The organism is Labrys sp. WJW (assembly GCF_001676615.1).
Lineage (GTDB): Bacteria > Pseudomonadota > Alphaproteobacteria > Rhizobiales > Labraceae > Labrys > Labrys sedimenti.
This window is the reverse complement of record NZ_LYXZ01000051.1, coordinates 1-15,183: the sequence shown is the minus strand read 5'-3', so window position 1 is coordinate 15,183 and position 15,183 is coordinate 1. Positions and strand designations below refer to the sequence as shown.

Annotated in this window: 15 protein-coding genes; 9 read left to right on the top strand and 6 right to left on the bottom strand. The window is 62.5% G+C overall.

Features of this window, described 5'->3' with window-relative positions; genetic code table 11:
- Positions 1 to 3 precede the first annotated feature (3 nt).
- The 5 genes from rplI to BA190_RS26610 all read right to left on the bottom strand — a co-directional run bounded on the left by rplI (position 4) and on the right by BA190_RS26610 (position 3,662).
- On the bottom strand, positions 4 to 576 hold the full coding sequence (rplI, locus tag BA190_RS26630; RefSeq protein WP_068295073.1) for a 50S ribosomal protein L9: 573 nt from the start codon (positions 574 to 576) through the stop codon (positions 4 to 6).
- Between the two features lie 19 nt (positions 577 to 595).
- On the bottom strand, positions 596 to 1,591 hold the full coding sequence (locus BA190_RS26625) for a DUF2232 domain-containing protein (protein ID WP_068295070.1): 996 nt from the start codon (positions 1,589 to 1,591) through the stop codon (positions 596 to 598).
- Between the two features lie 125 nt (positions 1,592 to 1,716).
- The gene (rpsR, locus tag BA190_RS26620; protein WP_068295067.1) at positions 1,717 to 1,956 is read right to left on the bottom strand and encodes a 30S ribosomal protein S18; all 240 of its coding nucleotides are present in this window, start codon (positions 1,954 to 1,956) and stop codon (positions 1,717 to 1,719) included.
- A gap of 2 nt (positions 1,957 to 1,958) precedes the next feature.
- Positions 1,959 to 2,420, bottom strand: coding sequence for a 30S ribosomal protein S6 (gene rpsF, locus BA190_RS26615; protein WP_068295064.1), 462 nt, complete (start codon positions 2,418 to 2,420; stop codon positions 1,959 to 1,961).
- A gap of 306 nt (positions 2,421 to 2,726) precedes the next feature.
- The gene (locus BA190_RS26610; RefSeq protein ID WP_068295062.1) at positions 2,727 to 3,662 is read right to left on the bottom strand and encodes a TerC/Alx family metal homeostasis membrane protein; all 936 of its coding nucleotides are present in this window, start codon (positions 3,660 to 3,662) and stop codon (positions 2,727 to 2,729) included.
- Positions 3,663 to 3,998: 336 nt separating this feature from the next.
- On the opposite strand from BA190_RS26610, the gene BA190_RS26605 reads away from it, so the two are divergent.
- The 4 genes from BA190_RS26605 (at position 3,999) to gyrA (ending at position 9,755) form a co-directional block, all read left to right on the top strand.
- On the top strand, positions 3,999 to 4,700 hold the full coding sequence (locus BA190_RS26605) for a phosphatidylcholine/phosphatidylserine synthase (protein ID WP_245314965.1): 702 nt from the start codon (positions 3,999 to 4,001) through the stop codon (positions 4,698 to 4,700).
- A 156-nt stretch (positions 4,701 to 4,856) separates the two neighbouring features.
- Complete coding sequence (locus BA190_RS26600; protein ID WP_068295051.1) at positions 4,857 to 5,831, top strand: quinone oxidoreductase; 975 nt, start codon at positions 4,857 to 4,859, stop codon at positions 5,829 to 5,831.
- A 78-nt stretch (positions 5,832 to 5,909) separates the two neighbouring features.
- Positions 5,910 to 6,632 (top strand): class I SAM-dependent methyltransferase, encoded by a 723-nt coding sequence (locus BA190_RS26595; protein WP_068295049.1) that lies wholly within the window; start codon positions 5,910 to 5,912, stop codon positions 6,630 to 6,632.
- Positions 6,633 to 7,100: 468 nt separating this feature from the next.
- Positions 7,101 to 9,755, top strand: coding sequence for a DNA gyrase subunit A (gyrA, locus tag BA190_RS26590; RefSeq protein ID WP_245314967.1), 2,655 nt, complete (start codon positions 7,101 to 7,103; stop codon positions 9,753 to 9,755).
- Between the two features lie 146 nt (positions 9,756 to 9,901).
- Here gyrA and BA190_RS26585 read toward each other — a convergent pair whose 3' ends face one another.
- Positions 9,902 to 10,183: a hypothetical protein gene (locus BA190_RS26585; protein WP_068295041.1), complete on the bottom strand. Its 282-nt coding sequence runs from the start codon at positions 10,181 to 10,183 to the stop codon at positions 9,902 to 9,904.
- Positions 10,184 to 10,788: 605 nt separating this feature from the next.
- Between BA190_RS26585 and coaD the strand changes: the two genes are divergently transcribed.
- From coaD to tgt, 5 genes are all read left to right on the top strand, one after another.
- Positions 10,789 to 11,307: a pantetheine-phosphate adenylyltransferase gene (coaD, locus tag BA190_RS26580; RefSeq protein ID WP_068295038.1), complete on the top strand. Its 519-nt coding sequence runs from the start codon at positions 10,789 to 10,791 to the stop codon at positions 11,305 to 11,307.
- Between the two features lie 77 nt (positions 11,308 to 11,384).
- Positions 11,385 to 11,927, top strand: coding sequence for a peptidylprolyl isomerase (locus BA190_RS26575; RefSeq protein WP_068295036.1), 543 nt, complete (start codon positions 11,385 to 11,387; stop codon positions 11,925 to 11,927).
- Between the two features lie 96 nt (positions 11,928 to 12,023).
- Positions 12,024 to 12,494, top strand: coding sequence for a peptidylprolyl isomerase (locus tag BA190_RS26570; RefSeq protein ID WP_068295034.1), 471 nt, complete (start codon positions 12,024 to 12,026; stop codon positions 12,492 to 12,494).
- 189 nt (positions 12,495 to 12,683) lie between these two features.
- Positions 12,684 to 13,742 carry a tRNA preQ1(34) S-adenosylmethionine ribosyltransferase-isomerase QueA gene (gene queA / locus BA190_RS26565; protein ID WP_068295032.1) on the top strand — a complete coding sequence of 353 codons (1,059 nt, stop codon included), beginning with the start codon at positions 12,684 to 12,686 and terminating at the stop codon, positions 13,740 to 13,742.
- Positions 13,736 to 14,890, top strand: a complete 1,155-nt coding sequence (tgt, locus tag BA190_RS26560; protein ID WP_068295402.1) for a tRNA guanosine(34) transglycosylase Tgt — start codon at positions 13,736 to 13,738, stop codon at positions 14,888 to 14,890. The genes queA and tgt overlap by 7 nt, the downstream gene beginning before the upstream one ends.
- Positions 14,891 to 15,183 lie beyond the last annotated feature (293 nt).

The window sequence follows — 15,183 nt, the reverse complement described above, 5'->3', positions numbered from 1 at the left end:
GAATCAGACCTCGGGCTGCTCGCCGGTGCCGGGAACGCCGGGGATCTCGATGTCCTCGGGGTTCTCGAAGGTGTCCTCGTCGTCCTGCGGAGCCAGCACGTCTTCGCCGCGGATCTGACGCTCGGCTTCTTCGGGCGAACGGGCGATGTTGGCGGTGACGGTGACTTCCACTTCCGGATGCAGGTGGACGAGCACCTTGTGCAGGCCGATGGTCTTGATCGGGGTGTTCAGCACGAACTGCGAACGAGCCACGGTGAAGCCGCCGGTGGTCGAGGTCTCGGCAAGGTCGCGAGCCGTGACCGAACCGTAGAGCTGGCCGGTCTCGCCAGCCTGGCGGATCAGCGTGAAGGTCTGGCCTTCCAGCTTGGCGGCAACGGCTTCGGCTTCCTTCTTGAGCTCGAGATTGCGGGCTTCGAGCTGCACGCGCTCGTTCTCGAAGCGCTCCTTGTTGGCCTTGGTGGCGCGCAGGGCCTTGTTGTTGGGCAGAAGGAAGTTACGGGCATAGCCGTCCTTCACCTTCACGGTCTCGCCCATCTGGCCAAGCTTGGAAACGCGCTCCAGCAGAATGACTTCCATGTTTATCTCCTTTGTTCGTCTATCGGGGGGTACTGGGGGTATTGGAGCGGTCGCCAAAGCGGCCGCGCAGATTGAAGAAAGTCTCGACCAGGCCGAACACGATCATCAGCGGCATCGCGATCCAGGACAGGAACACACACAGCAGATAGGTCACGGCCAGGATCAGCGGACGCATGGCGCCGCCCCGTGTCAGGACATGCACCGCGGCAAATCCCTGGACCAGGAAGGCACCGAGCAACGCTGCCAGCAGCAACTGCCCGGCAAAGCCGACCGTGCCTGGAAGCAGCGAAACGGCGCTGGCAATCGCCAACAGGCCCAGCGACCAGATCGGCAGGCGGATTTCAGCCGCCACGTCGGGCCAGGGACGAGGCAGGCGGCCCGAGATCAGGGCAATGCGTGCCGACAGCCACAGGCCTCCAAGATTGGACACCGTGGTGAACAAGGCGGCGAGCGGCAACAGGATCACGCTGAAGACCTGCAGGAACGCTTCCGGATCCACGCCATCCTTGGCGGGAATCGGTTGATCCTTCGATCCGCCCATCATGATGCGATAGGCCTGCATGAGTTCGGTGCGCAGATTGGCCAGCGCCTGTTCGGGGGTCGAGCCGAGTGCGAGGATGCCGAAAAGGGTCCCTGCCATTCCCAGCACGGCAGCGACGACCGCCAAGGTGCCAAGCGAGAGGGGCGCACGATCAATCGCACTGTCGCCATAACCGGCGACGGCGAGATAAGCCAGTCCCCAGGCCGGCAGGGCTCGGGAAACACCGAACTGCAGGGCGAGACGGAAGGGGGAGGAATCGGGAGATTGGGCGGCGACGCCCGAGGCAACCAGGGCCAGCACTGCCATGGCGGCGGCAAGGCCGGCACGGTATCCCCAGCACAGCGTGGCCAGGGTGATCGGCAACGCGGAGAGAACCGAGAGCAAGATGCCGAAGCCCGAGCCGCTCAGGGGAGCGAGCGCCAGGATGGCTGCGGCAAGGCCGGCACCAAGGCCGATAGGAATATCGCGTTGCATCGTCGAGCTGTCCCGCTGTCGCGGTTAGAGGTCTTGTGGTGAAGACCCCAGCCATGGCCGGATCGCCCGGCTGACTGTCGTTGGAGATAGGCGGCGAGGCACAAAAGCGCCTCGCCGCAAAGTCATCAGCCGATCACGTAGGGCAGCAGGCCCAGGAAACGGGCGCGCTTGATGGCCTGAGCCAGCTCGCGCTGCTTCTTGGCCGAAACCGCGGTGATACGGGAAGGAACGATCTTGCCGCGCTCGGAAATGTAGCGCTGCAGGAGCTTAACGTCCTTGTAGTCGATCTTCGGCGCATTCGGGCCCGAGAACGGGCAGGTCTTGCGGCGACGGAAGAAGGGGCGGCGTCCAGGTGCGGTAGCCATGATCACTCTTCTCCCTGCTGCTCTTCAGAAGAGCCTTCGAAGCGCTCGCGGCGCGGGCCACGATCATTGCCGCCCGAACGGGGGCCGCCACGGCCGCCACCGAAGCCGAAGCCACGGTCGTCGTCGCGACGCTCGTCGCGATCGGACTTGCGCAGCATGGCCGAGGGACCTTCCTCGAGCTCGTCGACGGAAAGGGTGAGGAAGCGCAGGATATCTTCGGAGATCGACATCTGACGCTCGACTTCAGCCAGGGCCGCATGCGGCGCGGTGATGTTCAGCAGCGTGAAATGAGCCTTGCGGTTCTTCTTGATGCGATACTGCAGGGACTTGACGCCCCAATATTCGGTCTTGCCGACGGTGCCGCCATGCGCTTCGATGACACCCTTGAACTGGGCGGTCAGCGCTTCGACCTGCTGGGAGGTCACGTCTTGGCGAGCCAGGAAGACATGCTCGTAATTCGGCATGAGATGGCCTGTCCTTTGGTTACAACGCGTCGTGGTTGTCACGTTCGCCTGGCGCGAAGCCCCTCGTGACCCGGCAGGCCGTCGAGGAATGTCTTAAGAGGGCGAAGACACGGGATGCCGGAACCCTGGGGGTTCCTCTGCGCAAGCGCAGCCATCCGTTCAGCCTCCGGCCGAAGCGAAGCCGGGTCCTTACAGAGTTTGCCGCATCAGCGCAAGGACTAAGTTGTCTATACCAGATGCAGGCCGTCGCATGCGATCAATTCGAACATCGACATGACGGGGCTTCGCCCGATCCGGTTGATGCGATCAGGTTTTCGCGGATGTCGCGATCGAGGCGAGGATGGCGATCCCCAGCGTCGCGAAGGTGATCGCCATGGTCAGCACATTGTCGAACTCGCCGACGAGGCGCTCATAGAAAATCACGACGCCGATAAAAACCAGCAATGCCGCCAACGCGACCTTCAGATAGCGAAATTTGGCGATGAGCGCGTCGATGACGAAATAGAGCGCCCGCAAACCGAGAATGGCGAAGATGTTCGAGGTGTAGACGATGAAGGGATCCTGCGTCTGGGACAGCACCGCCGGCACGCTGTCCACGGCAAAGACGATGTCCGCCACGTTGATCACCGCAAAGGCGGCGAACAGGGGTGTCGCGTGCAGGACGGGCTTGCCGTCGCCATCGGGCAGGCGAACGAAGAAGTGCTCGTTCTCGATTTTCGTCGTCATGCGCAAATGGCGCATGAACCAGGCAACCGCCTTGTTCTGGTCGAGGTCCACCTGTTCGTCCACGCCGCGCAGCATGCGCAGCCCGGTCACGACCAGGAAGAGGCCGAACGGATAGAGCACCCAGGCAAATCGCGCCACGATCGCCGCGCCCAAGCCGACGAAGATGCCCCTGAGGACGATGGCGACGACGATCCCCCAGAACAGCACGCGATGCTGATATCGTCGAGGCACGCCAAAAAAGGCGAAGATCACCGACATCACGAAGACATTGTCGATCGAAAGCGACTGCTCGAGCGCATAGGCGGTGAAGAACAGCGATCCTTTCTCCGGGCCGAAATACAGCCATGCGCCGCAACCGAACATGGCGGCCAGCACGGCATAGGCCGCCGTCAAACCAATCGATTGGCCGAGCGACAGCACCGGAATGCGGCGATTGAGATAGCCCAGATCGAAGATGAGAATGACGGTGATGGACGATGCGAAGATCGCCCAGAACCACGGGGGCGCTCCGAGCATATCGGTGGACGCCAGAGATAGTCCGGGCCATTCCATGGATCGCGCGCTCGTTTTCGGCTTCCGACTCGGCGATGTGGGTGGTTCGTGCAGTGATGGTGCCGGGGAGGGGATGTGTCAACCGCTGGCCGCCCCTGCGAGATCGCATGGTGGACGGACGTGCCTGCGCAGACGTTCTTGTGGGCACCCGGGCCTGGAGACGAAAATATTCTAGCGCCGGGGTTATGTGGCGATATGATGACGCTCCTTCAGTAGAGAATCCGAGCAGCGTTGGCTTCATCACCTCCTATATCTTCCGGCAATCCGATAACCCCGCAGCAGAAGCGGCTGGCTTTCGGTGTGCATCTGTTTACGGCCAGCGGCGTGCTGTGGGGATTTCTTGCCCTGATAGCGGCTGTCCAGCACGATTGGCGCACGATGTTCGCCTGGCTGGCGCTCGCCCTGTTCGTGGACGGCATCGACGGCACGATTGCCCGCAAGATCAACATCACCGAAGCCTCGCCCCGCTGGTCGGGCGTCGCTCTCGATCTGATCATCGACTACCTGACCTATGTCATCGTCCCGGCCTATGCCCTCTACAGTTCGGGCATGCTGGGCGGTTCGAGCAATGTGCTCAACCTCATCGCCATGGCCGTGATTCTTCTCACCAGCGCGATGTATTTCGCCGACAACGAGATGAAGACGGAGGACGCCTGGTTCAAGGGCTTTCCGGCGGTGTGGAACCTGATCGTGTTCTATTTCTTCCTGCTCAGCCCGGCCGAGCCGACGATCCTCTCCATGACGATCATCTTCCTGGCGGTGCTGGCACTCGGCCTGATGACCTTCGCGTCCTTCGTGTTCGTGCATCCGTTGCGCGTGGCCAAGCTGAGGCTGCCCACGCTGATCCTGCTGGTGGTATGGTCCGTGCTGGCAATCATGGCGATCTGGGAGAATGTCGATCCGGCCCCCTGGGTCACCTGGGCGCTTTGCATCATCGGCGTCTATTTCCTGATCCTCGGATATTTCCGCACGGCACCGGTTCATGATCGCATGGCCAAGTAGTATCCGAGGCCCGGGTGTTCACATGACTTCCGGCGGCCCTGGACATCATCGCAAGCGTCGGTAACATCGTCGGGTGGCAGGACGTCGAGCCATGCTGCAAGCCACCTGAAAGCGCCCCTTCGTTTCATCACGTGATTTCAACCACAGGTATTTGCCATGCCCGCAGCCATTCGCGTTCATCAGACCGGCGGCCCCGAGGTTTTGACCTATGAGGAGGTCGCCACGCCGCTGCCCGCCGCCGGCGAGGTCCTGATCCGCCAGCACGCCTGCGGCGTGAACTATATCGATACCTATTACCGCTCCGGCCTCTACAAGGCGCCGTCCCTGCCGTTCACCCTCGGCGCGGAAGGGGCGGGGGAAGTGATCGCGGTCGGCGAGGGGGTGGGCGAATTCAAGCCCGGCGACCGCGTGGCCTATGCCGGTGCCGTCGGCAGCTATGCCTCCGAGCGCACCTATCCCGCCAACCGGCTCGTGCCGTTGCCGGAGGCGATTTCCTACGAGCAGGCAGCCGGCATGATGCTCAAGGGCATGACGGCGCAATATCTGATCCGGCGCACTTTCAAGGTCTCAACCGGCCAGACGGTCCTGGTGCATGCGGCCGCGGGCGGTGTCGGGCTGATCCTGTGCCAATGGGCCAAGGCGCTCGGCGCGACGGTGATCGGCACGGTGGGCTCGGAAGAAAAGGCCGCGCTGGCGCGCGCCAACGGCGCCGACCACACCATTCTCTACCGCAGCGAGGACTGGGTGAAGCGGGTGGCCGACATCACCGATGGCCACAAATGCGAGGTGGTCTATGACGGCGTCGGCAAGGATACCTTCCCCGGTTCGCTCGACTGTCTGCGGCCGCTCGGCATGTGGGTTTCCTTCGGCAACGCCTCCGGCCCCGTCGAGCCGGTTCCCATGCTGCTCCTGTCCCAGAAGGGTTCGCTCTTTGCTACCCGACCAACCTTGGGAACCTATGTCGCCGAACGCGCCGACCTGCTGGCGACGGCCGGCGACCTGTTCGAGACGGTCGCCTCCGGCAAGGTGAAGATCCCCGTCAACCAGCGCTATCAGCTCAAGGATGCCCGCAAGGCTCATGAGGATCTGGAAGGGCGGGGCACGACAGGATCCTCGATCCTGCTGCCCTAGCGGCTGTGTCATGGACCATGGTTGAGGTCGAGATGAGGTCAGGACTCTGGCGTCACGAAACTCTGATGGCGGTGGCGAATGGCCGAGGACATCTACGACCCCCAATTCGTAAAAGGCGTCTTCGATCGCTGTTCCGATAAATATATCGCGTTCAGCACCTGGTGTTCGCTCGGCTTCACCGAACGCTGGCGCCGGCAATGCGTCGAGGCGCTGCCGGCGCCGCCAGCTCCGGCTGCCATGGGCTATGATCTCATGGCCGGCACCGGCGAGGTCTGGCCTCATCTCCTGAAACGCCATCCGACGACCGCAAGCATCGTCGCCGTCGATATCTCCACGGGCATGCATCAGCGCGCCATGGCCCGCCTTCATGCTCACCGGGCCCACAAGATCGCCTTCATCGAAGATGACGTCCTGTCCAGCAATTTACCTGACAGCAGCGCGGATTTCGTGATTTCGACCTTCGGTCTGAAGACGTTCAATCCTGCCCAGCATCGCAAGCTTGCAGCCCTGATCGCCCGCTGCCTCAAGCCGGGCGGTTGTTTCTCGCTGATCGAGGCCTCCGATCCCAAGGGATGGTGGCTTCGTCCGCTCTATCTGTTCCATCTCAAGATGGTGCTGCCCATGATCGAGCGCTTCCTGCTGAAGGGAGCCCAGGACTTCGCCATGATCGGCACCTACAGCACCAATTTCGGCGATGCATCCGCCTTCGCCCGCATGCTGGAGGCGGAAGGTCTGCAGGTTGACTACCGGAAGTTCTTCTACGGATGCGCAACCGGGGTATGCGGGCGCAAGCCCGCATGAGCAGGTGCTTTCATCGTCAGGGCCGCTCGCCTCACGCATGCCATGTTTTTCGGCTCCAGAGCATTCGGTAAGAGTCGCGAATAACCCTTTGAAAGACAAATCGAAGAATGCTGTTGGCACCGGAAGCGCCAGGGTGGTACCGGGGGGCGGAATGGGCTAAAGCGTTTGGCGATTTAATGGAATCACTGAGAGTCGCCAAAGCGTTTTGCGATTTGAACGGACGACTTCAAATCGCAAAGATGCGTCGAAACAAGGGGCTAGAGCAAATTGGCGTTCATGCTTGAGCGCATTTTGCCTTGGGACGCGTCGAGAACGAAGAGCGTGAGCAAGGAGCGTTTTCCCAAGACGCGATTTGTTCATGAGGACGCCGCAGAATCGGTTTGAGGCCGTGCATTGACTGACGAAAACGACAAGAGGCCGGATGACGGGGAACCGTCCGACATCCGCTCGACTTCCATCACCGACGAGATGAGGCGCAGCTATCTCGATTACGCCATGAGCGTGATCGTGAGCCGTGCCCTGCCTGACGTGCGTGACGGCCTGAAGCCGGTCCATCGGCGCATCGTGCATTCCATGTACGAGAACAACCACACGCCCGACCGCAAATACGTCAAGTCGGCCAACATCGTCGGCGCCGTCATGGGTCAGTATCACCCCCATGGCGACCAGTCGATCTACGACGCCCTGGTCCGCATGGCCCAGCCCTTCTCCATGCGCCTGATGCTGGTGGACGGGCAGGGCAATTTCGGCTCGGTGGACGGCGATCCGCCGGCGGCGATGCGCTACACCGAGTCGCGCATGTCGAAGGCCGCCGTGGCGATGATCGACGACATCGACAAGGATACTGTCGACTTCCAGGAAAACTATGACGGCACCAAGGAAGAGCCGTCCGTCCTGCCGGCGCGCTTTCCCAACCTGCTGGTCAACGGTGCCGGCGGCATCGCGGTCGGCATGGCCACCAACATCCCGCCCCACAATCTCGGCGAGGTGATCGACGGCTGCCTGGCCTATATCGACAATCCGGCCATCACCATCGACGATCTGATGGAACTGATCCCGGGCCCCGATTTCCCGACCGCCGCCAACATCGTCGGCCGTTCGGGCATCCGCTCGGCCTACAACACCGGCCGCGGTTCGATCATCATGCGCGCCAGCGCCACGATCGAGGAAATCCGCAAGGACCGCGACGCCATCATCGTCACCGCCATTCCCTACCAGGTCAACAAGGCGACGTTGCAGGAGCGCATCGCCGAACTGGTGCGCGAGAAGCGGATCGAGGGCATCGCCGAAGTCCGCGACGAGTCCGACCGCCAGGGCATGCGCCTCGTCATCGAACTCAAGCGTGACGCGGTCGGCGAGGTGGTGCTGAACCAGCTCTACCGCTTCACCTCGCTGCAGACCAGCTTCGGGGCGAACATGGTGGCGCTGAATGGCGGCCGCCCCGAGTTGCTCAACCTCAAGGACATGATCTCGGCCTTCGTCGACTTCCGCGAGGTCGTGATCAGCCGCCGCACCAAATATCTGCTGAACAAGGCGCGCGACCGCGCCCATGTCCTGTGCGGCCTTGCCACCGCCGTCGCCAATATCGACGAGGTCATCCGCATCATCCGGACCAGCCCGGATCCCAACACGGCCCGCGAGGCCCTGATGGGGCGCGACTGGCCGACGGGGGACATCGCCCCCCTGATCCTGCTGGTCGACGATCCCAAGCATCCGATGAACGAGGACGGCACCTATCGCCTCTCGGATGTTCAGGCCCGCGCCATCCTGGAACTGCGCCTGGCCCGCCTGACAGCTCTCGGCCGCGACGAGATCGGGGACGAATTGCAGACACTCGCCGACCAGATCCGCGATTATCTCGACATCCTGCGCTCTCGCGAGCGCATCATGGCGATCGCCCGCACGGAACTCGAGGAAATCAAGGCTGCCCATGCCACGCCGCGTCGGACCGAGATTCTCGATTCGGATGCCGATTTCGAGGATGAGGACCTGATCCAGCGCGAGGACATGGTGGTGACCGTGTCCCATGCCGGCTATGTCAAGCGGGTGCCGCTCTCCACCTATCGGGCGCAGCACCGCGGCGGCAAGGGCCGCTCCGGCATGCAGACCAAGGAAGAGGATTTCGTCACCTATCTGTTCGTGGCGAACACCCACACGCCGGTACTGTTCTTCTCCTCCAAGGGACGCGTCTACAAGGAGAAGGTCTGGCGTCTGCCGCTGGCAGCGCCCCAGGCGCGCGGCAAGGCCTTCATCAACCTCCTGCCGATCGAGGCGGACGAGCGGATCACTTCGATCATGCCGCTGCCGGAGGACGAGAACCAGTGGGCGACGCTGCACATCATGTTTGCCACCTCATCCGGCACGGTACGGCGCAACGATCTTTCGGATTTCGTCCAGGTCAACCGCGCCGGCAAGATCGCGATGAAGCTGGAGGAAGGCGAGCAGATCAGGGACGTCTCGATCTGTACCGAGGCAGACGACGTCATGCTCACCACGGCTCTCGGCCAATGCATCCGCTTCCCAGTGCCCGATGTCCGCGTGTTCAAGGGGCGCGACTCCATGGGCGTGCGCGGCATCAGGCTGGAGGGTGAGGACACCGTCATCGCCATGGACATCATCGCCCATCGCGAGATTTCTCCCGAGGAACGATCCGCCTATTTCAAGATGCGGCGCGCCGTGGCCGGTGAGACCGAAAACGGCGACAACGGCGTCGATGAGACGGAGGAGACGAGCGATACCTCCGTGGAAATCTCCACCGAGCGTTACGCCCAGCTCTCGGCCGAGGAGCAGTTCATCCTCACCATTTCCGAAAATGGTTATGGCAAGCGCTCTTCCTCCTACGAATATCGTATCACCGGCCGTGGCGGCAAAGGCATCGTGGCCATGGCCGTCAACCAGCGCAATGGCAAGCTGGTGTCCTCCTATGCCGTCGAGCACAGCGACCAGATCATGCTGGTGACCGATGGCGGCCAGCTCATCCGCTGCCCGGTCGAGGGCATCCGCATCGTCGGACGCGGCTCGCAAGGCGTCATCGTCTTCAACACGGCCGAGGAGGAAAAAGTCGTCTCCGTCGAGCGCGTCAGCGATGAGGGTGACGAAGACGAGGAAGGCGGCGAAGAATAGCCCCAAACAAAAAAAGCGGCACCCCGCGAAGGGTGCCGTTTGTAAGTTCCGGAAGGGCTTTTGCGATCAGCCGAACCGGCGGTCTTGGAGGGAGGAAGCCATCGCATCACCGCAGGTTACGGATGATGCGAGGGATAATGAGGGGATCATTGCGGCAGCTTGACCTTGACCAGCGTGGTCTTGCCGGTGTCCTGATAAACTTGGACCAGCGTCACCGGCGGCATCGCCTGCTTGGCAGCGGCGTCGCCTGCGCAGGCGGCAATGATTGAATTCTTGCTGCAATCGGCAGCGAGGGATGCAACGTTCAGCCTGTCACCGCGGCTGGCGGCAACCTGCTGGGGTTGCATGCGGGCCACATCGAGAAGAGAGGCGGCGGCGAGAGCGAAGAGGCTTGCACCGATTGCCAGGGCTGGGCGAAGGGTTGTCATAGCCATGCATCCTATCAGTTCAGGTATGTCTCAACCTTGTTTGATCACTTATGACTCATTAACCATGATGCGGCCGTGACTCGCCGTGCGCTTTCGCACACGCCGTCCTCGCGGACCTGGCGTCTGCGCGGGAAAGGGCGGTGGAGATGAGAACAGCGAGGGCCATGTGCATCAACCGTTTTGGGGCAGGATTCACCCGTTGAACTGCAAATTCCGAGGCATTTCGCTTGAACTGTGTCGTGCCTCGGATAATGCGGTGTCCAGCCAGAAAGTTCCCTGAACAATCGATCATCGGAACGATTTTCGTTGCCTTCGGCAGACGAGCCTCATCTCAATGGTCGGCGCAGAGTGTACCAAAATGAAACATTCTGGATGCCTGGATCTTCGGCTTAAGCCTAAGGGCGTGTCGTTCGTAATGGTGTGGAGAGCTCAATGAGGCCAGAAATGGCCGGCTGGGGGAGAAAATGCTGGCAAGGCGCCGCGTTGCAGCAAGCGAAGCGACCAAACCGTAGGACTTGCGTCCTCGAATTTCGTCTCTTCGGTTAGAATTCCTCTTCGCAAACGTGAAACCATGACGAACGACAGGCCCCAACAATGAGAGCGCCATGACCTCAGCCCATGCCACGCCCAAGACGGCCTTCTATGCAGGCTCCTTCGACCCCCTGACCAACGGCCATGTCGACGTCATCCGGCATGCCGCGGCCGTGGCCGATCGGCTGGTGGTCGCCATTGGCGTGCATCCGGGCAAGGCCCCCTTGTTCACGGCCGAAGAGCGCATGGACATGATCCGCGAGGATTGCGGCCCGTTGCTCGGTCCCGATCGATTGGAAGTGGTCACATTCGCCGATCTTGCCGTCGATGCGGCCCGGCGCGTAGGAGCGACCCTGCTGATCCGCGGCCTCAGGGACGGCACCGATCTCGACTATGAAATGCAGATGGCCGGCATGAATGCGGCCCTGGCACCCGGTGTGCAGACCGTCTTCCTGCCGTCCTCGCCGATCGTGCGCCCTATCACCGCCACGCTTGTACGCCAGATCGCAGCCATGGGCGGCGACGTCTCCGGATTCGTGCCGGCGGGCGTGCTGCGTCGCCTGAAGGCCCGGTTCGCCAAGCCGGCCTCCTAACGTTCCATTGGAGTGCCGATCTTGAGGTCGACGCTTCAACTATCCGCAATCCATTCCGCCTCCGAGGGAGACAATCCTTGCTTCGTTTTCTTTCCGCTTTGGCCGTGATGATCGGCCTCTTCGCTGCGGCTCCCGCCCAGGCAGCGCAGGCCGACGCCAACACGGTCTATCTCGACACCCAGTATGGCCGTGCCACCATCAAGCTGCGCCCCGACCTGGCGCCCAAGCATGTCGAGCAGATCAAGACGCTGGTGAAGCGCGGTTTCTACAACGGCATTGTCTTCCATCGCGTGATCGAAGGCTTCATGGCACAGACCGGTGATCCCACCGGCACCGGCACCGGCGGCTCGGACCTGCCCGACCTCAAGGCCGAGTTCACCAACAAGGCCAAATTCGTGCGCGGCGTCGTCGGCATGGCCCGCTCCTCCGACCCGAATTCGGCGAATTCGCAGTTCTTCATCATGTATGCCCCGCAGGCCAGCCTCGATGGCCAGTACACCATCGTCGGTGAGGTGGTTTCGGGCATGGATGCCATCGACAAGATCAAGAAGGGCGATGCCAATGACAACGGCATGGTCAGCAACCCCGACAAGATCATCAAGATGCAACTGGCCAAGTAAGGCCGGCATCGACTGCATTCGCCAATTGCAAGACGGGCGGCCAGAGATTATCTAGCCGTCATTCCACTTCGCTTTCCGATAGAAAGGAGCGTGCCGATGGCCGCTGATCCCGAAAACACGATCGTCATGGAAACCACGCAGGGCCGTGTCGTCATCGAACTGCGCCCGGACCTTGCGCCCCAGCATGTCGAGCGCATCAAGCTGCTCGCCCGCGAGAAGTTCTATGACGGCATCGTCTTCCATCGCGTCATCGATGGCTTCATGGCGCAGGCCGGCTGCCCCGATGGCCGCGGCACCGGTGGCTCCAAGCACCCGAACCTGCCGGCCGAGTTCAATGACGAGTCGCATGTGCGTGGCATCTGCTCGATGGCCCGCTCCTCGATGCCGAACTCCGCCAACTCGCAGTTCTTCATCGTGTTCGACAACGCCAAGTTCCTCGACCGCCAGTACACGGTCTGGGGCAAGGTCGTGGAAGGCATGGAGAATGTCGACAAGATCAAGCGCGGCGAGCCGGTGGTGAACCCCGACAAGATCGTCTCGATGCGCGTTCAGGCCGACATCGCCTGAACAAAGCCGAGACAGAAGATCGGGCATCACCGGAGAGATCCGGTGATGCCCTTTGTAGTTTAAAACGTCATTGCGAGCGCCGCGAAGCAATCCAGGTGCCATGAAACGCAGAGCCTGGATTGCTTCGCGGCGCTCGCAATGACGCCCTGTAACAAAGCACCGTCAAATTGGGTTGCTTGGACGTTGACTATGCGCGTTTCCGATTTCGATTTTCATCTTCCTGCCGAAAACATCGCGCTTCGCCCCGCCGAGCCGCGCGATCAGGCGCGCCTGCTCGAAGTCGATCCCCTCGGCAACACGCTCGCCGATCGCACCGTGTCCGAGCTGCCGACGCTGCTGCGTGCGGGTGACATGCTGGTCTTCAACGACACCAAGGTCATCCCCGCCAGGCTGGATGGCCTGCGTCGCCGCCCGGGCGGGGCAGGGGCCACCATCGAAGCGATGCTCCACCAGCGCCTCGGGCCGGCGCAGTGGAAGGCTTTCGCCCGCCCCGGCAAGCGCCTGGCCGTGGGTGACACCATCGAATTCGGTGAAGATCTGAGTGCCGCCGTCGAGGAAAAGGGCGAAGGCGGTGAGGTCACACTGCGATTTTCACTCGAAAGCGCCGAGCTGGACGTGGCGATCGCCACCGTCGGCCACATTCCCCTGCCGCCCTATATCGCCTCCAAGCGAGCCGAGGATGCCCAGGATCGCGAGGACTACCAGACCATCTATGCCAAGGCTGATGGCGCGGTAGCCGCTCCCACGGCCGGGTTGCATTTCACCCCGGACCTGTTTGCAAGGCTGGATGCGGCCGGCATTGCCCGCCATTTCGTCACGCTGCATGTCGGCGCGGGCACCTTCCTGCCGGTGAAGGGCGAGGATCTATCCGAACACAAGATGCATGCCGAGTTCGGGGTTGTGACCGCCGAGACGGCGCAAGCGCTCAATGAAGGCAAGGCGAGGGGAGGGCGCATCATCGCCGTCGGCACCACCTCGCTGCGCCTGCTCGAAAGCGCTGCTGCGGCGGACGAAATCATCAAGCCCTTCGCCGGCGAGACTTCCATCTTCATCACGCCAGGCCATGACTTCCGCACGGCCGATGCCCTGATGACCAATTTCCATTTACCCCGCTCGACCCTGATGATGCTGGTCTCGGCCTTCGCCGGCTACGACACCATGAAGGCGGCCTATGCCCATGCCATCGCCACGGGCTATCGCTTCTATTCCTATGGCGATGCCAGTCTGCTATGGCGGGCGCCATGCTGAAAACTCCTGAAACGACCGCCACCGCCGAGGTCTCCTTCGCCATCCACGCCACCGAGGGCGCCGCCCGTACCGGCGCCCTGCATCTGGGGCGCGGCAGCGTGCGCACACCGGCCTTCATGCCGGTCGGCACCGCCGGCACGGTCAAGGCGATGTATATCGACCAGGTGAAGGACCTCGGCGCCGACATCATCCTCGGCAACACGTACCACCTCATGCTGCGCCCCGGCGCCGAGCGGGTCGCGGCGCTCGGCGGCCTGCACGAATTCTCGCGCTGGCAAGGGCCGATCCTCACCGATTCCGGCGGTTTCCAGGTGATGTCGCTGGCGGGTTTGCGCAAGCTCGACAAGAACGGCGTCACCTTCAGGAGCCATATCGACGGCTCCCATCATCGTCTCACGCCGGAGCGCTCGGTCGAGATCCAGACCCTGCTCGATTCCGACATCATCATGCAGCTCGACGAATGCGTGCGCCTGCCCTCGACCCGCAAGGACATCGAGCGAGCCATGCGGCTGTCGCTTGACTGGGCCGAACGCTCGAAGCGCGCCTTCGGCACCCAGCCCGGCAAGGCGATCTTCGGTATCGTGCAGGGCGGCGACATTCCCGATCTGCGCATCGCCTCCGCGCAGGCTCTTTCGGGCATGAGCTTCCCCGGTTACGCCATCGGGGGCCTCGCCGTCGGCGAACCGCAGGCGGTGATGCTGGACATGATCGAAACCGTCGAGCCGCATCTGCCGCGTGAAAAGCCGCGCTATCTGATGGGCGTCGGCACGCCGGACGATTTGATCGAAAGCGTGTCGCGCGGCATCGACATGTTCGACTGCGTGATGCCGACCCGGGCCGGGCGCCATGGCCTGGCCTATTCACGTTTCGGCAAGGTCAATCTCAAGAATGCCCGCCATGCCGAGGATCCACGCCCACTGGACGAGGCTTCCTCCTGTCCGGCCGCGCGCGACTACAGCCGGGCCTATCTGCACCATCTGACCAAGGCCAACGAGATCCTCGGCATGATGCTGCTGACCTGGATCAACCTGGCTTACTACCAGGAGCTGATGGCCGGCATGCGCGCCGCCATCGCCGAAGGGCGCTTTGCCGCGTTCAAGGCGGAGACCAAGGAAAACTGGGCTCGGGGCGACATCGCCAGGCTGTAAAGCCTCTTCCCGGGTGCGCGGACGTCTCGTCCGCTCTTGGAAGCGCCCCGCTGGAGAGAAGGAAGATGCGGACGAGACGTCCATAGGCGCTAAGATAAGGGGTTGGGCGAGATGAGGGGGGTTGGAGATCGAGCTCGACATATGAGCCCCCTCGCCCCGTTTACGGGGAGAGGATGGAGGTGAGGGGCTACGGAAGGCGTCAGTTTGTGAGGTCGCGCCGCCCCTCATCCTTACCTTCTCCCCGTAAACGGGGCGAAGGGGTGGCCGGCCTCGCGCCTCTCGCCTTATCTTAG

What these genes read in the sequence shown, in the direction of transcription:
- tgt (WP_068295402.1), top strand. Translation starts at nt 13,736, where the DNA reads ATGCTGAAAACTCCTGAAACGACCGCCACCGCCGAGGTCTCCTTCGCC.
- BA190_RS26595 (WP_068295049.1), top strand. Translation starts at nt 5,910, where the DNA reads ATGGCCGAGGACATCTACGACCCCCAATTCGTAAAAGGCGTCTTCGAT.
- BA190_RS26585 (WP_068295041.1), bottom strand. Translation starts at nt 10,183, where the DNA reads ATGACAACCCTTCGCCCAGCCCTGGCAATCGGTGCAAGCCTCTTCGCT.
- coaD (WP_068295038.1), top strand. Translation starts at nt 10,789, where the DNA reads ATGACCTCAGCCCATGCCACGCCCAAGACGGCCTTCTATGCAGGCTCC.
- BA190_RS26600 (WP_068295051.1), top strand. Translation starts at nt 4,857, where the DNA reads ATGCCCGCAGCCATTCGCGTTCATCAGACCGGCGGCCCCGAGGTTTTG.
- rpsF (WP_068295064.1), bottom strand. Translation starts at nt 2,420, where the DNA reads ATGCCGAATTACGAGCATGTCTTCCTGGCTCGCCAAGACGTGACCTCC.
- BA190_RS26625 (WP_068295070.1), bottom strand. Translation starts at nt 1,591, where the DNA reads ATGCAACGCGATATTCCTATCGGCCTTGGTGCCGGCCTTGCCGCAGCC.
- gyrA (WP_245314967.1), top strand. Translation starts at nt 7,101, where the DNA reads ATGAGGCGCAGCTATCTCGATTACGCCATGAGCGTGATCGTGAGCCGT.
- rplI (WP_068295073.1), bottom strand. Translation starts at nt 576, where the DNA reads ATGGAAGTCATTCTGCTGGAGCGCGTTTCCAAGCTTGGCCAGATGGGC.
- queA (WP_068295032.1), top strand. Translation starts at nt 12,684, where the DNA reads ATGCGCGTTTCCGATTTCGATTTTCATCTTCCTGCCGAAAACATCGCG.
- BA190_RS26610 (WP_068295062.1), bottom strand. Translation starts at nt 3,662, where the DNA reads ATGCTCGGAGCGCCCCCGTGGTTCTGGGCGATCTTCGCATCGTCCATC.
- BA190_RS26570 (WP_068295034.1), top strand. Translation starts at nt 12,024, where the DNA reads ATGGCCGCTGATCCCGAAAACACGATCGTCATGGAAACCACGCAGGGC.
- rpsR (WP_068295067.1), bottom strand. Translation starts at nt 1,956, where the DNA reads ATGGCTACCGCACCTGGACGCCGCCCCTTCTTCCGTCGCCGCAAGACC.